This is a genomic window from Actinoplanes sp. NBRC 103695, from assembly GCF_030269485.1.
Lineage (GTDB): Bacteria > Actinomycetota > Actinomycetes > Mycobacteriales > Micromonosporaceae > Actinoplanes.
Genome location: NZ_BSTL01000008.1, coordinates 82577 through 101563 on the forward strand (window position 1 = coordinate 82577; position 18987 = coordinate 101563).

Here is an 18987-nt window from a genome sequence, read left to right on the forward strand (position 1 = left end):
TCAAACCCCCGGAGGTCACCGCGCGTCGAGAGGCAGTCTCACCCGTACGGTGGTTCCCGGCCCCTCGTGGTCGGCCAGCTCGATCGTCCCGTGGTGCCGCTTGACCACCGCCCGGCTCAGCGCGAGCCCCAGACCCGTACCCGGAATGGCCTTGTCCCGCACCATGCTGGCCCGATGCAGCCGGGTGAACAGCCGCTCGCGTTCCTCCGGCGCGATGCCGATCCCGGTGTCCGACACCGTCAGTTCCGCCGCCCGGCTCACCGGCTTCAGCCGCACCGTGATCCGGCCACCGTCCGGGCTGTACTTCACCGCGTTGCCCAGCAGGTTGTCCACGATCTGCTTCAGCCGCCGCCGGTCACCGGGCAGCACCAGCTTCTCCGGCAGCTCCGCGGTCAGCGACAGCGGCGACCCGTCGATCACCTCCTGGGTCCGGTCCACCGACTCGCGCACCACATCGGCCAGGTCGACCGGCGCCATCGTCATCGCCGCGTGGCCGGTGTCCAGCGCGGACAGCTCGAGCAGTTCGTCGATGATGTGCCGCAGCCGGGTGGTGTTCCGGTCGACGACGTCGAGCAGGGCGGGGCCGTCCGCCGCCAGGGAGGCGGGCTCGATCTCACGCAGGATCTCGGTGTACGCGCTGATCGACGTGAGCGGGGTGCGCAGCTCGTGGCCGATCAGCGCCAGGTACTCGTTCTTGCTCCGGGTCAGCTGACGCTGCAGGTCCTCGACGAGGTGGCGGTCGACGAACTGGGCGACCATCGAGGTGATGCCCGACAGCAGGGCCACCACCTCGTCCTCCGGATCCTCCACGCTCTCGGCGAAGACGGTCAGGACCCCCAACGGCTCCAGGCCGTGGCGTACGGGCAGAGCGAGCGCCGTGTGCAGGTCGGAGGTGGCGGCCGTCTCCTCCGAGATCAGGCTCTGCGGCAGCCCGACATCGCGGATCCAGAGCGGCTTGCGGACCTGCCACACCCGGCCCGCCAGCCCCTTCCCGAAGGTCAGCTCCTCGGGCACCACGATGTCCGAGGTCCAGCCCGGCCGGCTCCAGCACGCCACCGGCTTGACCACGCCCGTGGCGTCGTCGACCAGCCACAGCTCGGCATGCGCCCAGTCGAGCGTGCCGACCACCGCCTCCAGCACCCGAGGCCCGGCCTCCTCGATGGTCCGCGCCCCCGCCAGCGCCGTGGTCACGGCCAGCTCGCAGGTGCGGAACCGCTCGGCGCGCCGCCGCCGGGTGACGTCCCGCACGGCCTGCACGGCCCCCGACGTACGCCCGTCCGGCCCGATGATCGGCCGGGCGTCCACCAGGTAGCGGCGGGTCCGCCGGCCCTTGCGGCGCAGCACCAGCTCGTGGTCGCGCAGCCGTTCCCCGCGCAACGCCCGGAACAGGCTGATGCCCTCGCAGGTGATCGGCTTCCCGTCGGCGTCGGTCAGCCCTTCCGGGGCGTCCTCCGGCACCGCCTCGTCCCACAGTTCCCGCATCCGTGCGTTGACCAGCACGATCCGCCCGTCCGCGTCGCAGGCGGTGACGCCGTCGTGCAGCGAGTCGAGCACCCCGTCCAGGAAGCGGCGCTGCCGGTCCACCTCCCACCGGGCCCGCTGCTCCGCGATCAGCAACGTGCTGACCTGCGCGGCGGCGGCCACGGCGGCAACCTGCTCGGGCGTCCACCGGCGCGGCGCCGTGTCGTACGCGCAGCAGATCCCCGTGATGGCGCCGGCCTCGTCGCGTACGGGATGACCCAGGAACGCGCCGTGCCAACCGCGGGCCCGCAGCTGCGACTCGGGCGCGATCCGAGCGTCGCCGGCGATGTCCTCGATGATGAACGGCTGCCCGTCGGAGACGATCGGCTCCCCGAGACTCCCCGCGATCGGGGCGGCGGCGTCCTCCCGCGCGGACGGAAGCCCGTGCGCGCCCGCGAGCAGCAGCCGTTCCCGGCCCTCGTCGAGGAAATAGATGAGCCCCGTCGGGGCCCGCGCGGCCCGGGCGACGAGCTCGGCGATCTGGTCGGCGGCGCCCTCGCTCAGCGCGCCCGGCGACCCCTGCCCCGGCGGCCCGGCCCCTCCGCGCTGTTCTCGCGCCTTTTCCCCCGCGGCTTGTTCTCGCGCCCTTCCCCCCGCGGCCTGTTCTCGCGCCCTTCCCCCCGCGGCTTGTTCTCGCGGCTCGGCTCCCGCGGGCGGCGGGCGGTCACCGCGCATCGGTGGCTGGACGCCTGACAGGTCCAGCACCAGATCATCGGCCCGGGCGGGCGTGGTAGCCGGCCCTGCCGTACCCAGGTCCTCGCCCAGCCGGGCGGGGTCATCTCGCCGCATGGACCGACCTCCGCTCTCAGATTAGAGCGGCGAAATCAGCGAATCCTGTCATCAGGTAAATGCATCAGACCCGGCGGTACAGAAGATCGGCGATCGGGCGCCCCGCCAGCACTCCGCGCCGCTCGAACTTCGTCTCCGGCCGCCCGTTCGCGGTCTTCTGCTCGTCGCGCCCGGCGTTCCGTTCCGGCCCGGCGTCGCTGTCTCGCCCGGTGCCGGTGTCTCGGCCGGTGTCACGGGCCAGGCCGGCGTCCCCATCCAGAGCGGCGATCATGGCGTCGGCGTATTCCGGCCAGTCCGTAGCGCAGTGCAACACGCCACCCACCCGCAACAACCGCCGCAGCAGCCCCACGTTGCGCGGCTGAATCAGCCGCCGCTTGTGATGCCGAGCCTTGGGCCACGGATCCGGGAAGAACACGTGGATCGCATCGAGGCTCGCCTCCGGAATCCGGTGCGCCAGCTCCATCGCATCCCCATGGGCGACCCGCACGTTGGTGAGCCCGAGTTCCCGGACGAGCGCGAGCAGATTGCCGATCCCCGGCGTATGCACCTCAACGGCCAGATAGTCCCGCCCGCGGTCGGCCGCGGCCATGGCGGCCGTGGCATCGCCCATCCCGAACCCGATCTCGAGCACCCGTGGCGCCACCCGCCCGAAGAGCTCCCCGAGATCGAGCGGAGTCCGGTCGCCGTCGGCAACGGTCACCCCGAAGTCCGGCCACAACTCGGCAAGCGCATCCGCGTGCCGCCCGCTCATCCGCCCCCGCCGCGGATGAAACGTCCGCACGGCCCTCTCCACAGCACCATCCATCGCACCGCCAACGATACGGCCACGGGTTTTCGATCTTGAGGTCGCGGCCCCCCGCCGCCACCCCCACCCCGTCCACTGGGTGGGCGCAAACGTAGCGGTCGCCTCCGACGATTTCCGCGGTTGTCCACAGGCGTCGGCCTGCGACGTCGGCCACATGCGCGAGGCCGGCGGCGCTTGGTCACCGGAGCCGGCCGTGGCCTGTCGCGGCGGTGGCTCGGCGCGGCAGTGGTAGCTGGACGTGGCATTCAGCGCTCAAATGCCGCTCTGCCCTGCCTCTGCCGCAGGGGCCTACCACTGCTGCGCTGACCTGCCACCTTGGCGCGGTCCTGTCGGTGCGGTCTCGCCCCTCGTGGGGGCGGAGAGGCTCGTGGGGCGGCGAGGCTCGTGGGGCGGCGAGGCTCGTGGGGCGGCGAGGCTCGTGGGGCGGAGAGAAAGCGGCGGGGAAAGCGGCGGGGAAAGCGGAGTGGGAAAACGCCGGCGCGCCTTCCTAGTCGGGGTGAGGAAGGCGCGCCGGAAGAGCAGGAAAACCTCAGCGGACAGGCTGCACGCTCGGCTGGGAGCCGGCGTGGAAAGCGGCCCGCGAAGAACCGGACAGCCCGACCACCATCACGTACGAGCCGCCGTTGTGCTGCCCGGTGGCCACGGCGCGGGTGGCGTCCAGGTAGGCCAGCTCGCGGTCCAGGGTCGCGCCGACGGTGCGCTTGGCGCCGGAGATCGCGTCCCACTCGACGAGGTGGACGGGGCGGCTCTCGGCGGCGGTCTCGCCCTCCTGGTAGGCGGTCCAGGCCAGCTTGGCGCCGTCGGACCGCCAGCTGGGGACGACCGCGAAGCCGGAGTTCTGGAGGCCGCCGCCGCCGTACGCGGCGACGGTGCGCTCGGCGCCGTTGGCGACGGTGCCGACGGTCAGGCAGGCGTCGTAGGTGGACTCGCAGTTGCCGCCGCGGAAGGCGATCTTCGTGCCGTCGGGCGACCAGGCGACGGCGTCGTCGGTGCGGAGCCGGGTGTTGAGGTCGCCGGACGCGGCGGCGGCGGGGGACGGCGACGCGGGCAGGGCCTCGCCGCGGCAGTCGCTGGGGAACAGCACCTCGGGCTTGGCGTTCGCCAGGACGGTGGAGATGCGGTAGACGCCGGGGCCGCCGGTGCAGGACAGCGACGCGAAGGCGATCGACTTGCCGTCGGGCGACCAGGAGGCGCCGGACGCGGCGCGGGTGGTGAGCCGGCGCTTGGCGGTGCCGTCGGCCTTCATGGTCCAGAGCTGACCGCCCTTCAGGTACGCCAGTTGCTTGCCGTCGGTGGACCAGCGCGGGCGGTTGTAGCCGCCGTCCTTGGTGAGCCGGGTCTCGGCGGCGCCCTTGCTCACGTACACGTCGCCGGCGCGAACGTAGGCGACCAGGCTGGGCAGCGTGGGCGTCGCCGCGGCCGAGGCGGCGGCCGGCGCGTGGAGCGCACCGGCCGCCATTCCCAGAACCGCCAGAGCCGTCGTGCCCGCGACCTTGATGACTGCCTTCATTACCGAACGCCCCCCGACGTTGTCCCCCGCTTACACCGGAAGACATCGTCGCAACCTGGCTGCACCTAAGGGGTTCCCGCGCCGATACCAAAAATTTTCTGACTAAAGGGACAAGTCAGGCTGCCCACATGGCCGTGAAGGCTGCCGCCTCTCCGGCGAGCCAGCGCTCCACGTCGCCGGGTTTGGTCGCCGGATCGAGGACGTGGCTGACGCCGCGGCGCAGGTCGACGAGCACCGGCGCCGCGTTCGGGAGGATCTGGTCCATGTGCCGGGACATCAGGTGCAGTGTCGCGGTGATCGCCTCGGCGCTCGGCGGGTCCTCGTCGAAGTGCAGGCGGACCGCCTCGCGCCGGCAGTCGGCGTAACGCAACCCGAAATGCGGGTTGATCTTCACGGCCAGCGGGCCGACCGAGGCCAGGGCCTCGCGGGTCTGTGCCAGGCTCACCTGCTCGGGGTCGCCGAGCGAGGCCAGGTAGTGCGCGGCGCCCGCGCTGACCGCGTCGTACAGCGGCTTCCACCGCGGCTTGACCAGGTTGGGCACCTCGGTCAGATAGCTCCCGCGCGTACGGAAAGCGATGTCCGCCTTGAGCGCCTTCACCAGCTGGCCGTGCGGGTTGAAGCCGGACCGGCGCTCGCGCTGACGCCGCAGGCCGCCGACGAACGTGGCCTTGGACGGGCCGGTGCGGGCGACATATCGGGTGAAGCCGAGCATGGTGGCGTAGGGCGGGATCGAGGCGGCCGGTAGGGTGGCAGGCGTCGTCATAGGTGATCTTCCCCCGCAGGTCAGAAGCGGTTTTAGTACACACATACTAATCGACGGGTACGACAATTCCTAACCCTGGGGTGGCCGTCCGCGTACGCATCGTCGATCATGACCGGATGGCACGGATGCGCGTCGACCTCTCGTCCGAGACCCTCGGGCTCAGCACCACGATGACCGTCCTCATGCCGGAGTCGCCGGGGGAGAAGAGGGTCCTCTACCTGCTCCACGGCCTGAGCGACGATGACTCAGCGTGGTCGCGCTTCACCTCGATCGAGCGCTATGCGGCGGAGGCCGGGCTGGCCGTGGTCATGCCCCAGGTGCACCGCAGCTTCTACAGCGACACCGCGTACGGACTGCCGTTCTGGACGTTCCTGAGCGAGGAGCTCCCGCGTACGGTCGAACAGCTCTTCCACGTCTCCACCCGCCGGGCCGACACGTTCGTGGCCGGCCTGAGCATGGGCGGCTACGGCGCCCTGAAGTGGGCGCTGCGACAGCCGGGGCGTTTCGCCGCCGCCGCGTCGCTCTCCGGCGCGCTCGACCTGGCCCGCATCCTGGAACAGGACGACCGCGCGTTCATGCAGGAGCTGAGGAGGCGGTCCTTCCCGGACCGGAGTGTCCGCGGCACCGACGACGACCTGCTGCATCTGATCGAGCGGGCCGACCCGGCGAGCCTGCCGCGGCTGATCATCCGGTGCGGCACCGAGGACCACACCCTGCCCTACAACCACACGGTCGTCGCGGCGCTGGAGGGACGGGGCATCGCGGTGGACAGCGGGTTCGCCCCGGGCGCCCACGAGTGGGGCTACTGGGACCGGACGATCGCGGAGGTGCTGCTACAGCTGCAGCGCTGACGCCATCTTGGCCTGCTCCTCGAGCACCTCGTTCATCCGGGCCTGTACCGCGTCCATCTGCCCGATCGTCTCGCTGGTCGTCAGGATGCCGGAGCTCACCGTACGCGCGCTGTTCTGAATGCCGTTGATCTGCTCGGAGACGCGCTGCGTGGCCTCGGCGGTCTCCCGGGCCAGATCCTTCACCTCGCCGGCGACGACCGCGAAGCCGCGGCCCACCTCGCCCGCCCGGGCCGCCTCGATGGTGGCGTTGAGGGCGAGCAGGTTGGTCTGGTCCGCGATCGACGAGATGATCTTGATGACGTCGCCGATCGCCACCGAGGCCTGGCCCAGCGCCTCCACCTCGTGGGTCATCGCGGACGCCTTGCTGACCGCCTCCTCGGCGACCCGGGTGGCGTCGTCCGACGCGGCGCGCAGCCGGGACACCGTGTCGAGCAGCGCCCGCGCGTTGTCCGCCGACTGCTCCGCGGTCCGCACGATGTCCAGCCGCTGCGACACCAGTTGCTGCACGTTGCGCAGCGCGGACGCCCGCGACTCGGACAACTCGATGTACTCGGTGGTGAAGAAGTCCATCGTGCCGATGATCCGGCCGTGGCTGAGGATCGGGAAGCAGACGCCCGACCGTACGCCCGCCCGCATCGCCGCCGGGCCGCGCACGCAGTCGGTCAACTCCGCCAGGTCCCGCACGAAGACCAGGTCACGGGCCCGCCACGCCCGGCCGGAGAGTCCGACGCCCTCGGCGAAGGTGGCCGCCAGCGTCACCTTGCGGAACTCCTCACCCGCCGACCCCGACTCCTGCTGGAACTTGAGCACCCCGGCGGAGTCGTCGATCTGCCAGTACGACCCGTACGCCCAGCCGAACGCCGTCCGCACCGAGTCGAGCGCCATGCGCAGGGCGGACTGGCTGTCCGTGGACTGGCCCAGCGCGGTCACCACGCTGGTCACCGCGAGCCGGTCGTCGGCCACCTGGCGCAGCTCGGCGGAGGCCAGCACCGTCCACCGGGCCTGCTCGGCGATCCGGGCGATGGAGGCCCATTTCTCCGTACGCGGGCCGTCGATGTAGAGCGGGTCCGGCGAGTAGTACTCCAGCACCGCGATCGACCGGCCGTCCCGGACGACGGGCGTGACGATCGCCGCCGCCATCCCGGCCCGCCCCGCCGCCTGGCATCGCCTGCAGTCGCCGCACTGCTCCATCGCGCCCACGTAGACCGGGCGGCCGCTGCGGAACGCCCGCCCGACCAGGCCGGCGTCCGGCGGGAGCGAGCCGTCGCCACCGCCGCCCGCGCGCACCTCGGTGGCGATCCTGCCGCTCTCGTACTCCAGGTGCAGTTGATTGTCCGGACCCGGCAGCCAGCACGCGCCGTACGCGAATCCGTGTGCCTCGGCGGTGCTGTCGACGGTGATCTTCCACGCCGACTTCTCGTCGGTGGCCGCCGCCAGGTCGACGATCAACTTCTCCAGGCTCTCCACGTCGCGGGGGATCGCGACCGGAGCTTTCTGGCTGTCGCCGGATTGCGAACGGAAGAGAGGCATGCCCTCATAGTCGGACAACCGGTGCCCTACCCGCCCGCGAATGGTCGGATCCCGTCCCGCCTCCACGGCGGCGCGCTACACCTACAGCTAGTTCTCGTTGTCCTTGGACTGCTCGGCCAGGAAGCGCTCGAGCTCCGCCCCCAGCTCATCGGCCGTCGGCAGGTTCGCGCCACCGCCCGCGAGCAGGTTGCTCTCGCGGCCGCGGACGAACGCGTCGTACTGCTGCTCCAGCGACTGCACCAGGCGGGTGGCCTGCTCGTCGTCGGCGACCTGGGTGTCGATCTCCGCACGGACCGCGGTCGCCGCCTCGCGCAGGGCGCCGGTCGGCAGGGCCAGGCCGGTGGTCGAGGACACCGAGTCCAGCAGCAGCTCGGCGGCGGCGGGATAGGTGGTCTGCGCCAGATAGTGCGGCACGTGGGCGGCGTACCCCATCGCGTCGTGCCCGGTCTGTCCCAGCCGGAACTCGATCAGGTTGCCGACACTCGCCGGCACCTGCACCCGCTGCAGCCAGGACTCACGGTCGCCCAGCAGTTCCTTGTCGGTGGCGTGGGCGGTGACGCTGACCGGCCGGGTGTGCGGCACGGCCATGGGGATCGAGTTCAAACCCACCGTCAGGCGTACGCCGAACCGATCGATCAGCCCGGTCACCGCGGCGATGAAGCGCTCCCACTGGACGTCCGGCTCGGGGCCGGCGAGCATCAGGAACTGGGTGCCCATCTCGTCGCGCAGCAGGTGCAGCGCCAGCGACGGCTCCTCGTAGCTCTCCCAGTGGTCCTCCACGAAGATCATGGACGGGCGGCGGGAACGGTAGTCGAGCAGCTGGTCCACGTCGAAGGTGGCGATCACCTGGGAGTCCAGCTTCTCCAGCAGGTGCTCGCGAGAGAGCTGGATCGCGGTGCCCGCGTCCACGAAACCGGTCAGCGCCTGGAGCAGCACAGGCGCCTCCAGCGTCGGCACGTCGCCGGTCAGCTCGTAAAGACCGCTAGGGTCGAGCACGTCGGCCATCCTCCTCGATCGGCTGCACCTCACGCTCGCGCGCGAGACCCCCACGGCAACACCGCGGGGTTACGGAACATTCCAGCACCGAAACTCACGCGTGAGCACACCGGGTCAGGTATTAAGCAGCAACCGTAGCGCCGTCGAGGTGGGATGCGACCTGTTGCGGGGACAGCGGCCGGCTGAAGTGGTATCCCTGGGCGAACCGATACCCCAGCCGGTACAGCGTTTCGGCCTGCTCGGCGGTCTCCACGCCCTCGGCTACGGCCTGCAGATGCAGCCCGTTAGTGATCTGGATCATGGCCGTGGCGATGACCGCCTCCTCCGAGCGGCCGCCGATGCCGTCCACGAACGACTTGTCCACCTTCAGGGTGTCCGCGGGACAGGTACGCAGCAGGCCCAGCGACGAATGCCCGGTGCCGAAGTCGTCCAGCGCCACCTTCACACCCAGCCCCACCAGATTCTGCAACGTGTCCAGCGCCACACCACCGTCGAAGACCGCCGTCTCGGTGACCTCCACGACCACCCGCTCCGGGTCGAAGCCGGTCTCGGCCAGCGCCTCCTTCACGTCCCCGGCGAAGCCCGGTTCCCGCAGCTGACGGGCCGACACGTTGATGCCGATCTCCCGCGGGGCCGCGGCGCCGTACGTCCGGTCCCACTCGGCCGCCTGACGCAGCGCGGTCCGCAGGATCCAGTCGCCCAGCGGCACGATCAGGCCGGTCCGTTCGGCGATCGGGATGAACGTGTCCGGGCCGACGAAACCACGGTCCGGCCGGTGCCAGCGGACCAGCGTCTCCATGCCCGTCCAGTGACCGTCGGGCAGCCGCACGATCGGCTGGTAGACCAGCGTGAACTCGTCGTTGTCCAGGGCCGTGCGCAGGGCGGCGCCCAGCTCGGCGTCGGCCGCCTGGTGCTTCTCCAGCTCGGCGTCGTACACCGCGTGCCGGCCCTTGCCGCGCTCCTTCGCCGCGTACATCGCCAGGTCGGCGCGGCGCAGCAGCTCCTGCGGCTCGGCGTCGGCCCAGCCCTCGGCCAGGCCCACACTGGCGCTGACCAGCAGGTCGTAGCCGAGCGCGTGCACCGGGCGGCGGAGCGCCTCGGTGATCCGGTCCAGCACCTCGGTCGCCTCGGTGCCCCGCAGGCCGTCCAGCAGCAGGCCGAACTCGTCGCCGCCGAGACGGGCCACCAGGTCGTCGCCGCGTACGCACTCCCGCAGCCGCGCCGCGACCACCACCAGCAGAGCGTCACCCACCGCGTGCCCCAGGCGGTCGTTGATCGCCTTGAAGTCGTCCAGGTCGATCAGCGCCAGGCTCATCGCCCGCCGGTCCGACCCGGCCAGCGCCTCGCGGGTGCGCTGCTCGAACAGGGTCCGGTTGGCCAGATCGGTGAGGTGATCGTGGTTGGCCCGGTGCGCGAGCTGCGCCTGGCCGGCGTCCACCCGGCGGAGCAGCCGGTCGTTCTCCAGCAGAGCGTGCACCTGACGCAGCGCCACCAGCGCGGTCAGCAGCACGGCGGCGATCGCCACCACCAGGAATATGCCGCCGGCCGCGGTGCCGACGAAGAGCAGCAGGCCGTCGGTGGCGGCCACCGCGACGTACGGGACGAGGCTGCTGCGCCGGCGCGGGCGGACCTCCGGCGGCACCCCCGCGATCCGGCGCTGCCGGTCCGCGGCGAACGCGGCCACCAGCATCGTCGCCGAGATTGTGACGTGCGAGCTGCTCAGGCCCGGGCGCAGGTCGAAGATCAGCGGGGTCAGGCCACCGCCGGCGGCGCCGACCGCCGCGGCCAGGGCGAGCAGCCGGGTGATCACCCGGTCCAGACCGCCCATCCCGATCATGGAGACCTTGACGAAGGCGAGCGAGCCGCACAGACCCAGAGCGGCAAGGACCACCATGGGTACGACGTTCGGGCCGGCCGCCTCGACACTGCCGAAGGCGTGCGTGATCGCGTACCAGGCGAAGATGCCCGTGGTGATGCCGACCGTGGCCGCGTCCAGCGCGAACCGGGCCGTGTGGTTGATCTCCCGCCGCTGGGCGGTCGGGAGGCGCACCAGCATCCAGATCAGCGACAGGATCGACAGCCCGTACAGCACCGCCGTGGGTATGTCATGCGTCACGCCGTCGAAGGTCGGGTCGACCACCGCGCGGCGAAGATCCCCGACGACCCCGAGCATCACCAGCAGGGGTACGACCGTCAGGTCACGCCACAGCCGCCGGGCGACGCGGTCCCGCCCGCAGACCTTCGCGGTGCGCCACGAGGCACGAGCCAGCATCAGGCAGCTCGCCATGCTCGGGAGCCAGTTGACCCACGGCGGCACAGCCGGCACGTAAACAGTCAGCAGAAACAGCCCGACCGAGATCGCCAGCACTCCGGCCATGGCCATGAGCACGGGAGTAGGGCGGCACCGCTCGACGCGCCGTTCATCTCCCGCCATGTCCGAACTATCGGTCTTCTCGGGCGCGGCATGAGCGTTCACCGCTGTTCGCCATGACCGAGGTTCGCGTGCACGTGCATCCGCACTGCACAATGGTGTGAAGATCCCCTCTCCCCCTCGGAGTGATCTGGTGAGTGAACCGGCAGACACCCAGTCCGCCCTCGACCCCGACGCTGCTGACGACGCGGCCGCCGCGCCGCCCGGCACGCTCTGGGCACGGATGAAGGCAGACCCGCAGTACGCGCCCGAGCACCTGGCCCTGGAGGCGGTGCGCCGGCTCGGCCCGGAAGCGGAACGCTGGGCCGACCGCCAGCGCGGCCTCCAGCCCGGAATCACCGGTGCGGCACTCGCCCAGCAGGCGGCCAGACGTTTCACCACCCACGCCCGCATCTCCGGCGCGGTGTCCGGCGCCACCGGCCTGCCCGGCGCGGTCGTCGACGTCGGCGTGCTCGCCTGGACCCAGGCCCGGATGGTGCTGCACATGGCGGCGGCGTTCGGCCTCGACCCGAACCACGCCGACCGGGCCACCGACCTGCTCGTGTTGCAGAAGGTGCACAAGGTGGCGGAGACGGCACGCCTGGCCCTCGGCGTCGCAGCCGGCCGCGAACGGGCGGCCCGCCTCTTCGCCGGCGCCGCCGACCGCCCGCTCAGCGGCGTCATGCTCCGGCTCGGCATCAAACTCGCCCAGATGGCCGGCATCCGAGCCGCGAAACGCATGTTCGCCAAGGTCATCCCCGGCGCGGCGGTCATCCTCGGCACGTGGGCCAACTCGGCCGCGACCAAAGACCTGGCCCGGCGTACGCGCGAGTACTACGGCCGCCCCGCCATCACTCCCGCGCCCGTCCCGCCCCCGGAAGAGAGCTGACCGCTCCGCGCCTTGTCTCGGCCTTGGTCGTTTCCGCACCCGGGTGGGAACTGAACCGCACTCAGGGGGCGGCCCCCGGTTCCGATCTGAAGCCTCGTGAAGAGGAATCGGGCACTGCTGCTGGCACTGATCGTGCCGGCCTTGCTGTTGTCCGGCTGCGGCCTGATCTCGGGCTCGTCGTCCTCGCCCCCGTCGGGTTCCGCATCCGGCGCCGACGGGCCGAGCTGGATCGTGACGGCCCAGGGCAGCGCGACACCGTCCCCGAAGCCCACCTCCGGCGGTGGCACACCGTCCCCGTCGGTGTCGTTCGGCTTCCTCCCGCGCACCGGCACCACGGCCGCCACCCGCACCCCGACGCCCATCTGCTCCCCGAACGTCTTCAACTTCTCCCGCATCGCCGGCCTGGACGTGACACCGTCAGCCACAGGCGCGACGCTGAGCTGGTACAACATCGGCGGGTACAACCTGGTCGAGTTCCGGTTGTACGCGATCAGCCAGGACCTGAAGGTGGGCGGCCAGCGGGACATCGGCTACACCGTGGTCAAGCCGCGCACGCCTTGCGGCCAGATGAGCGCCTCGCTGGGGAACCTGAGCCCCAAGACCCACTACGTCTTCTCCGTGGACGCCGTGGTGACCCGCCGCAGCGGTGACGGCACGCATTCGGCGACGGTCTTCCGGTCTCCCGCCATCCCTACCCTTTGACGCTTGACTCTTTGACGTTTGGTGCCTTCCGCCCGGGTTTGCGGGTGGTCACCGTGGGGGTCTGGGGCGGGTGCTGGCCCACTGAAACCGTCAGGCTTGATATTTCAGTGGGCCAGCACCCGCCCCAGACCCGACGTGGTCTTTCCGTGTGCGTACCCGCGGCACCTGAGCGGCATCGCCGCCTGTCCGGGTTCAGCGCGCGACGCGGTCAGGCTCTCGCGTGGTGCGCGCCGCCGAATGCGGGCGCGCCGCCGAATGCGGGCGCGCGGGCGGATCGGGAGGGCGTTGTCCGTCTTGCGGGCCGTGACCTTCCTTTCTCAGTCGGCTTTGGCTTCCCAGTCGGCTTTCGGCTTGTCAGTCGGGTTTCGGCTTGTGCCGCGTCGGGAGGCTTGGGTGGGGCGTTGCGAAGAGGCCCACGGCGGTGGACTTCGTTGTGTTGAGGACCATGCCGTCGGTCAGCTGGTCCACGGCGTAGCGGGTGAGGACCGGGGTGGGCGTTGCGCGGGCGGCGAAGGCCAGCGCCCTGGCCGCGGCGGCCGGCACGTGGCGGATCGGGGCGCCCAGCGCGTCGGCTATGACCTGGTCGCGGCGGTAGGTGATCGGGTCGGCGATGTTGTAGGCGCCCGGCGGCCAGGCGTTGGCGATCGCGTCCAGGCAGGCCCGGGCCAGCAGGTTGACCGAGGTCAGGCTCAGAGGGACGTCGGGGCCCGGTAGCCAGACGTGGCCGGCGCGTTGCGCCCGACGCAGGCGGGGCAGCAGGTGTGGGTCGCCTGGGCCGTAGACCGCCCGTGGTCTGAGGATGACGGCGCCGGGCGCCCGGTGTTCCGCGGCTGCCTTGCTCCGGCCGTAGGCCGACCGCTGACCGCCGGTCGGATGGTCCTCGCGCACCGGGACGGGATAGGGGCCTGGCGCGTAGACGCTCGCGCTGCTCACGTGCACGAACGGACGTGAGCCCGCGGCGCCGGCGACCCGCGCGGTGCCGTCCACGTTGACCGCCTGGAACACCCTCTCGGAAGGGCCGGGATCACCCACGGCGGCGGCCAGGTGCACCACGGCATCCACATCGGACAGGTCCGGAGTCTCCGATGCCGCGTCCCATCGGCGGTGTGTACCGACCGGGCCCGGCCGTCTTCCCAGGCAGACGACCTCCCAGCCGCGCCCGGCGGCCATCTGTGCGACGGCTCCGCCGCAGAAGCCGCTCGCTCCGGTGACCGCCACCCGGAAGGTCATCGGGCGCCCGCCGGTCTTTCGGGCCGAGTGGCGTGGCCGTCAGGTAGGTCATCGATCACCGGCCGGACCATCGGGGCAGGCGGCGGCCTGCGGGCAATTGCTGGGCACCCGACGGTCACTCCGGGGGAGGAGGCGGTCGTCGGGCAGGTCATGGGGTGCCTGCCTGGATGACCAGGGTGGCCCAGCTGGGGAGGGCGGAGCGGCAGTCGGGGCGGGCGCGTGTCACGACCGGGCGGTAGGGGGCCAGCGCGGTCAGCCAGTCGGCCATCTGGGTGCGGGCCAGGCGGGCTCCGGGGCAGGCGTGCGGGCCTATGCCGAAGACCAGCTGGCCTGTCTGCGGTGCGGAGGGCGACGCCGGGTCCGGGCCGCTGCGGTGGGCGCCGGCCGCGTGCCGGGCGATGAGCATCAGCCGGTCGCCCGCGTGGACGGGGCAGCCGGGAGGCAGGTCGCCGTCGGCCGCGGCGGCCCTGGGTAGCAGCGGGGTCGGGGCGAGGACGCGCAGCAACTCGTCGGCGAGAGTGGCCGGCTCCGCCGCGGCGGCGTCCCACAGGTTGTCGTCGGCGGCCCACGCGGCCGCCCGGGGGAGAGCCGCGACGGTGGTGTTGATCGCCGCCACCGCGAGCATCGCGTGAAGGCCTGCGTGGTCGCCTCCGTCCGGGGCCACCAGTGCTGTCAGGTGCGAGGCCGTCGTTCTTGCGGCGGCGCGCGCCTGGCCACGGAACAGGCCGGGCAGATGCTCGCGAGCCGTTGCGGCGGCCGCTGCTCGTGCGGCCTGCGCCAGAGCCCACGCAGCACTCTCCTCATGTGCGGTTGTTGCTGGCGCGCGGGGTTGGGTCTTGTCGTCGGCGGACAGCAGGGCCAGGGCCGTTGCGCCGGCTATCTGGGCGGCCAGCGGGACCAGGTCGACCTGCGCACCTGTGGCCAGTGGGCGGAGGCCCTCTTTCATCACATCCGTCCAGAGTGGACGCAAGGTCGCCACGCCGGTGGCGCTCAAGAGGTCGGCGGATGCGCGGCGGGTCTGGCGGTGGGCCTCGCCCTGCTGGTCGAAGAGGGCGCCGGCGGTGGTCAGGGCGCTTACCGCGCCGCCGGTGGTGCCCGCTGCCGTGCGGTCCAGGGGAAGTCTGGTCAGCGCGGCGGTGAAAGCCTCGTCGTCGTGGACCAGGACGGTTCGGCCGAGGCGTAGCACGGGACGGTGGCGGGTTGCCGCCAGCAATGCGAAGAGGAAGGGGTGGGCGGCCAGGTAGACCGCGCGGTCGCGGGTGCGGGCTCTCATCGGGGGCGCCTGCCGTAGAGGCGGTCCAGGTCGGTCGGCGGGCCGGGGGCGGTGAGGGTCGCGGCCAGGGTTGCGGCGGACGCGCGGTCGGGTTTGCGGGAACGGCCGGACAGCGGAATCTCGGTCAGCACCACCGCGTCGGGGCGGGCCGTGCCCATCCGGGACAGCGGGTCGCGGAGGGCGGCGCGGACCTGGGCGGGATCGGCGCCGGGGGCCGGTTGTATCAGGGCGACCACCTTCTCGTCGCCGTCCTCCGCCGGGGTGCCGACGACGACCGCGAGCCAGACGCCGGGGACGTGCAGCGAAGGCTCGTAGAGGCCGGGATAGATGTTCTCGGCGCCGCGCAGGATCATGTCCTTGGCGCGTCCGCCCAGCACGAGCCGGTCACCGATGATGCGGCCGACGTCGCCGGTGGCCACCCGGTCGAACGGCTCCTCGCCCAGATAGCGGTCGGCCGCATTGGCGCCGCGCAGGAGGATTTCGCCCGCGACCGGTGCGTCCGGCGGCGGGACCGGGCGCGACGGTCGGGCGCCTGAGCCGGAAGACGGCGCGTCGCCGGAGGCCGTGGGCGGTGCAGCGCCCAGCCCAGAGAGTGGTGCAGCGCCGGGACCAGGGAGCGGTGCAGCGCCGGGACCAGGGAGCGGTGCGGCGCCGGGACCAGGGAGCGGATCTGTGCCGGGGGTGGGGAACGGTGCGGGGTTGTTGGGGCGGACGGTGGCGGAGACGCCGGGGAGGAGAGCGCCGACGAGGTCGCCCTCGTGGGTGAAGGCGGACTTGTCCGAGGACTCGACGGCGGCTGCGGGGAAGACCTCGGTCAGGGCGTAGACACCCCAGGCCTCGGAGGCGCCTGCGGCTCGGACCGCTCTGAGCAGGGAGGCGCTCACCGGCGCGGATCCACTGTAGACGCGCCCGGCGAAGCGTACGCCGGCGGTCAACGCGGATCTCAGCCGCGGCGGCGTCAGGTAGGTCGCCTGGGGGTCGAGGCGCCGGATCTGTCGCGCCAGCGCGTGGGGCCGCCGGGCCGGCAGCGCTACGGGTGCGCCGGCGGCCAGGGAAGGCAGCAGCACGAAGAACGTTCCGCCCAGCACCGGGCGGCCGGGCCGGGGGCGGACGAGGTCGTGCACGGCGCGCATTCCGGCGGTCAGGCTCGCCCGGGTGTGCACCACGGCGCGGGGGCGGCTGGTCGTCCCCGACGTGAAGACGATCACCGCGTCACCGTCGCCGTCGAAGGCGGGCGGGACCGGGCCGCTCAGAGGCGCCAGGACGGGGGCCGTGCCGGGCAGCCGCCGGCCGATCGTCCGGACGGGAGCGACGGCCGTCAGGTCGGGCAGCGCCAGGTGGGCGCGCCGGGCCAGTGGGGCGGCCCAACCGGCCACGGCCTGCGCGGCGGCGTCGGCCAGCACCAGCCTCGGCTGCGCCGTCGTCAGCCGGGCGAGCAGCACGTCCGGCCCGGCGGTCGGGTCCAGGACCGCGATGCGCAGACCCATCCGGTACGCCGCCAGCATCACCCCGAGCGCACCGGCGCCGGGGCGCACCGCCAGGCCGACGGTGTCACCGGGGACGAGGCCGTGCGCGTGCAGCGCGGTGGCGTACCCGGAGACGAGCCTGCCCAGGTCGGCCCGCGACACGCCCCGCAGAGCGGGCCGGTCGTCTCCCTCGCGTAATCCGCCGAGCAGCTCACTCAACATCCGCGGACCTCCGAAAGGGCGGATCGGCCGGTAAGAGGGCCCGCGCCGCAAAGAGGGCCCGCGCCGGAAGGAAGGAGCGCCGGAAGGAAGGAGTGCGCCCGAGAGAGGGAGCGTGCCGCGAAGAGAGTGCGCGCGGTGGAATGAGGGACGCGCGGCGGAGAAGCGCGCCGGGAATGAGGGAGCGCGGGCGGTGGAAGAGCGGCGGAAGGAGAGCGGCGGTGGATGAGGGCGGGCATCAGCGGGGGTCTGCCGTTCGGAGGCCGCTGCCCTGGTCGAGGTACCAGCGGGCGGTGGCCACGAGGCCGTAGGCGCGGAGGCGGCGGGTGGAGTTCTCGACGACCATGGTGCGGTTGTGGACGATCGACGGGGTGGTGCGGCGTACGCGATTGAGGAACAGGCGGTCGGTGGGTGAGGGGCGGCGGGGCATGCCGCCGCAGGACTCGTAGAGGGTCGCGGTGAGGGCCATGTTGTTGCCGGCGTGATGCGATAGGGGGCCTGGAAGCCCGCCGATCGGTGGGCGGGACGCAGGCGGCCGAACAGGGCGGCCGCCGCGACCAGGGAGGCGAAGAGCGCCCGCCCGAGGACGCCGTGCTCGTCGCGGCGGGCGGTGATGCGGCCGCAGACCATCTGGGCGCCGGCGTCGAGCGACGCACGGGCCGCTGCCAGCCAACCGGGGCGAGGCAGGCAGTCGGCGTCGGTGCGGGCGATGTGCGTTGCGCCGTGCTCTATCGCGTACCGGAAACCGGTGTCGACAGCGCAACCCACCCCTTTCTCGAGCTCGACCAGAACCTCAGCCCCCAGCGACCGGGCGATCTCGCCGGTCGCGTCGGTCGAGCCGTTGTCGACGACCAGCAGGCGGTAGTCCCGGTCGGTCTGTGCCGCCAGGGCCGCCAGGGTGGAGCCGATGCGGGCCGCCTCCTGATAGGCCGGCACCACCACCCACATCACGACGCCTCCCAGATCATCGTCATCAGGCTGACCCCGCCGCCGAGGCCGACCAGCAGTACCTTGTCGCCGGGGCGCAGGTCGTCGCGGATGCGGGCCAGCTGCACGCCCAGCGTGGCCGACGCCATGTTGCCCAGCGACGTGACCGTGATCACCAGTTTGTCCTCCGGCACCCCGGTGACCTCCACGAAACGCTCGAGGTAGGGCATCGTCACCTGGTGGACCAGGACGTGCCGGTAGTCGGCGAAGGTCAGGCCGGCCCGGTGGTTGACCCGCTCGAGCAGGCCGGGCCCGATCTTCTCGAACACGCCGCGCAGGCGGTGGCCGTCGCCGGTGAAGTAGGTGTGCTCGTCGCCGCGGGGGTGCCGGGAGCCGCCGCCGAAGATGCCGCCGACCGGCCAGTGCTCGGAGTGGGTCTCGGTGTCGACGTCGAGGATGCCGCCGGTGGCGACCGGCTCGACCAGGGCGGCCGCGCCGGCGTCGCCGAACGTGTAACCGGCGAACGCCTGCCTGGCCTGGACCAGCCCCTCGATGCGGGGGCGCATGGCCCGGGTCGGTGTCTCGCCGGTGACCACCAGGGCGCGCCGCGCCCGGCCGGACAGGATCATCGACCGGGCCAGGTCGATGCCGTTGAGGAAGCTGTTGCAGGCGTTGGTCACGTCGAGGGCGTGCGCCCGGCCGCCGAGCGCCGCCTGCACCACGTGCGCGGTGGCCGGCTCGACCATGTCGCGGGTGGCCGAGGCGAAGAGCAGCAGGTCGATGTCCAGAATGTCCAGATCGGCCGCGTCGAGCACCTGGCGGGCGGCGCCGACGGCGAGGTCGGAGGCGTACTGCGACGGCGACGCCACGCGCCGGCTGAGGATGCCGGTGGTCTGCTGGAAGAGCCCGGCCGGCAGGGCGACCCCGGCGACCTGGGACTGCAGGTCGGCGGTGGACAGCTCGTGGTCCGGCAGGCAGCCGGCCACGGCCGTGATGCCCACGCGGGCGGGGGTTGATCTCATGCGGGCAAGCCTTCCCGGTAAGGCACCTCTCCGGCATGAGTAAGCAGACCTAAATCTCGGCCCGGAAGTACCGCATAAGCTGTG

The 18987-nt window shown here is 72.3% G+C and carries 15 protein-coding genes and 1 pseudogene; 3 read left to right on the plus strand and 13 right to left on the minus strand.

Going from position 1 to position 18987, the window contains the following annotated elements; translation table 11 throughout:
- Positions 1 to 15: 15 nt before the first annotated feature.
- From QSK31_RS15570 to QSK31_RS15585, 4 genes are all read right to left on the minus strand, one after another.
- The gene (locus QSK31_RS15570) at positions 16 to 2310 is read right to left on the minus strand and encodes an ATP-binding protein (protein WP_285684601.1); all 2295 of its coding nucleotides are present in this window, start codon (positions 2308 to 2310) and stop codon (positions 16 to 18) included.
- A 64-nt stretch (positions 2311 to 2374) separates the two neighbouring features.
- Positions 2375 to 3115 (minus strand): tRNA (guanosine(46)-N7)-methyltransferase TrmB, encoded by a 741-nt coding sequence (trmB, locus tag QSK31_RS15575; protein ID WP_285684602.1) that lies wholly within the window; start codon positions 3113 to 3115, stop codon positions 2375 to 2377.
- Positions 3116 to 3644: 529 nt separating this feature from the next.
- Positions 3645 to 4625, minus strand: coding sequence for a TolB family protein (locus tag QSK31_RS15580; RefSeq protein WP_285684603.1), 981 nt, complete (start codon positions 4623 to 4625; stop codon positions 3645 to 3647).
- Positions 4626 to 4740: 115 nt separating this feature from the next.
- The gene (locus QSK31_RS15585) at positions 4741 to 5388 is read right to left on the minus strand and encodes a hypothetical protein (protein ID WP_285684605.1); all 648 of its coding nucleotides are present in this window, start codon (positions 5386 to 5388) and stop codon (positions 4741 to 4743) included.
- Between the two features lie 116 nt (positions 5389 to 5504).
- Between QSK31_RS15585 and QSK31_RS15590 the strand changes: the two genes are divergently transcribed.
- Positions 5505 to 6239 carry an alpha/beta hydrolase gene (locus QSK31_RS15590; protein ID WP_285684606.1) on the plus strand — a complete coding sequence of 245 codons (735 nt, stop codon included), beginning with the start codon at positions 5505 to 5507 and terminating at the stop codon, positions 6237 to 6239.
- Here QSK31_RS15590 and QSK31_RS15595 read toward each other — a convergent pair.
- The 3 genes from QSK31_RS15595 to QSK31_RS15605 form a co-directional block, all read right to left on the minus strand.
- The gene (locus QSK31_RS15595; protein WP_285684608.1) at positions 6222 to 7769 is read right to left on the minus strand and encodes a GAF domain-containing protein; all 1548 of its coding nucleotides are present in this window, start codon (positions 7767 to 7769) and stop codon (positions 6222 to 6224) included. The genes QSK31_RS15590 and QSK31_RS15595 overlap by 18 nt on opposite strands.
- An 87-nt stretch (positions 7770 to 7856) precedes the next feature.
- Complete coding sequence (locus QSK31_RS15600) at positions 7857 to 8765, minus strand: proteasome assembly chaperone family protein (RefSeq protein WP_285684609.1); 909 nt, start codon at positions 8763 to 8765, stop codon at positions 7857 to 7859.
- A 121-nt stretch (positions 8766 to 8886) separates the two neighbouring features.
- On the minus strand, positions 8887 to 11199 hold the full coding sequence (locus QSK31_RS15605; RefSeq protein ID WP_285684610.1) for a putative bifunctional diguanylate cyclase/phosphodiesterase: 2313 nt from the start codon (positions 11197 to 11199) through the stop codon (positions 8887 to 8889).
- Between the two features lie 130 nt (positions 11200 to 11329).
- Between QSK31_RS15605 and QSK31_RS15610 the strand changes: the two genes are divergently transcribed.
- The gene (locus QSK31_RS15610; RefSeq protein WP_285684611.1) at positions 11330 to 12064 is read left to right on the plus strand and encodes an EcsC family protein; all 735 of its coding nucleotides are present in this window, start codon (positions 11330 to 11332) and stop codon (positions 12062 to 12064) included.
- Between the two features lie 96 nt (positions 12065 to 12160).
- Positions 12161 to 12766, plus strand: coding sequence for a hypothetical protein (locus QSK31_RS15615; RefSeq protein ID WP_285684612.1), 606 nt, complete (start codon positions 12161 to 12163; stop codon positions 12764 to 12766).
- 354 nt (positions 12767 to 13120) lie between these two features.
- On the opposite strand, the gene QSK31_RS15620 is transcribed toward QSK31_RS15615, so the two are convergent.
- The 6 genes and pseudogenes from QSK31_RS15620 to QSK31_RS15645 all read right to left on the minus strand — a co-directional run bounded on the left by QSK31_RS15620 (position 13121) and on the right by QSK31_RS15645 (position 18903).
- Positions 13121 to 13996, minus strand: coding sequence for an NAD-dependent epimerase/dehydratase family protein (locus tag QSK31_RS15620; protein ID WP_285684613.1), 876 nt, complete (start codon positions 13994 to 13996; stop codon positions 13121 to 13123).
- 148 nt (positions 13997 to 14144) lie between these two features.
- On the minus strand, positions 14145 to 15269 hold the full coding sequence (locus tag QSK31_RS15625; protein WP_285684614.1) for a cytochrome P450 family protein: 1125 nt from the start codon (positions 15267 to 15269) through the stop codon (positions 14145 to 14147).
- A complete protein-coding gene (locus QSK31_RS15630; RefSeq protein WP_285684953.1) occupies positions 15266 to 16957 on the minus strand; it encodes a class I adenylate-forming enzyme family protein in 1692 nt (563 codons plus the stop codon). Before QSK31_RS15630 ends, QSK31_RS15625 begins: the two co-directional genes overlap by 4 nt.
- 235 nt (positions 16958 to 17192) lie before the next feature.
- Positions 17193 to 17423, minus strand: a complete 231-nt coding sequence (locus QSK31_RS15635) for a hypothetical protein (protein WP_285684968.1) — start codon at positions 17421 to 17423, stop codon at positions 17193 to 17195.
- A 161-nt stretch (positions 17424 to 17584) separates the two neighbouring features.
- A pseudogene (locus QSK31_RS15640) lies at positions 17585 to 17902 on the minus strand (glycosyltransferase family 2 protein); the annotation flags it as partial.
- Entirely contained in the window at positions 17902 to 18903 is a 1002-nt protein-coding gene (locus tag QSK31_RS15645) for a 3-oxoacyl-ACP synthase III family protein (RefSeq protein WP_285684615.1), read from the minus strand. The gene QSK31_RS15645 and the pseudogene QSK31_RS15640, both read right to left, overlap by 1 nt.
- Positions 18904 to 18987: the final 84 nt, after the last annotated feature.

Excerpts from the sequence above, each read along its gene's own strand:
- QSK31_RS15570 (WP_285684601.1), bottom strand. The coding sequence starts at position 2,310 with ATGCGGCGAGATGACCCCGCCCGGCTGGGCGAGGACCTGGGTACGGCA.
- trmB (WP_285684602.1), bottom strand. The coding sequence starts at position 3,115 with ATGGATGGTGCTGTGGAGAGGGCCGTGCGGACGTTTCATCCGCGGCGG.
- QSK31_RS15580 (WP_285684603.1), bottom strand. The coding sequence starts at position 4,625 with ATGAAGGCAGTCATCAAGGTCGCGGGCACGACGGCTCTGGCGGTTCTG.
- QSK31_RS15585 (WP_285684605.1), bottom strand. The coding sequence starts at position 5,388 with ATGACGACGCCTGCCACCCTACCGGCCGCCTCGATCCCGCCCTACGCC.
- QSK31_RS15590 (WP_285684606.1), top strand. The coding sequence starts at position 5,505 with ATGGCACGGATGCGCGTCGACCTCTCGTCCGAGACCCTCGGGCTCAGC.
- QSK31_RS15595 (WP_285684608.1), bottom strand. The coding sequence starts at position 7,769 with ATGCCTCTCTTCCGTTCGCAATCCGGCGACAGCCAGAAAGCTCCGGTC.
- QSK31_RS15605 (WP_285684610.1), bottom strand. The coding sequence starts at position 11,199 with ATGGCGGGAGATGAACGGCGCGTCGAGCGGTGCCGCCCTACTCCCGTG.
- QSK31_RS15620 (WP_285684613.1), bottom strand. The coding sequence starts at position 13,996 with ATGACCTTCCGGGTGGCGGTCACCGGAGCGAGCGGCTTCTGCGGCGGA.
- QSK31_RS15625 (WP_285684614.1), bottom strand. The coding sequence starts at position 15,269 with ATGAGAGCCCGCACCCGCGACCGCGCGGTCTACCTGGCCGCCCACCCC.
- QSK31_RS15630 (WP_285684953.1), bottom strand. The coding sequence starts at position 16,957 with ATGTTGAGTGAGCTGCTCGGCGGATTACGCGAGGGAGACGACCGGCCC.
- QSK31_RS15635 (WP_285684968.1), bottom strand. The coding sequence starts at position 17,423 with ATGGCCCTCACCGCGACCCTCTACGAGTCCTGCGGCGGCATGCCCCGC.
- QSK31_RS15645 (WP_285684615.1), bottom strand. The coding sequence starts at position 18,903 with ATGAGATCAACCCCCGCCCGCGTGGGCATCACGGCCGTGGCCGGCTGC.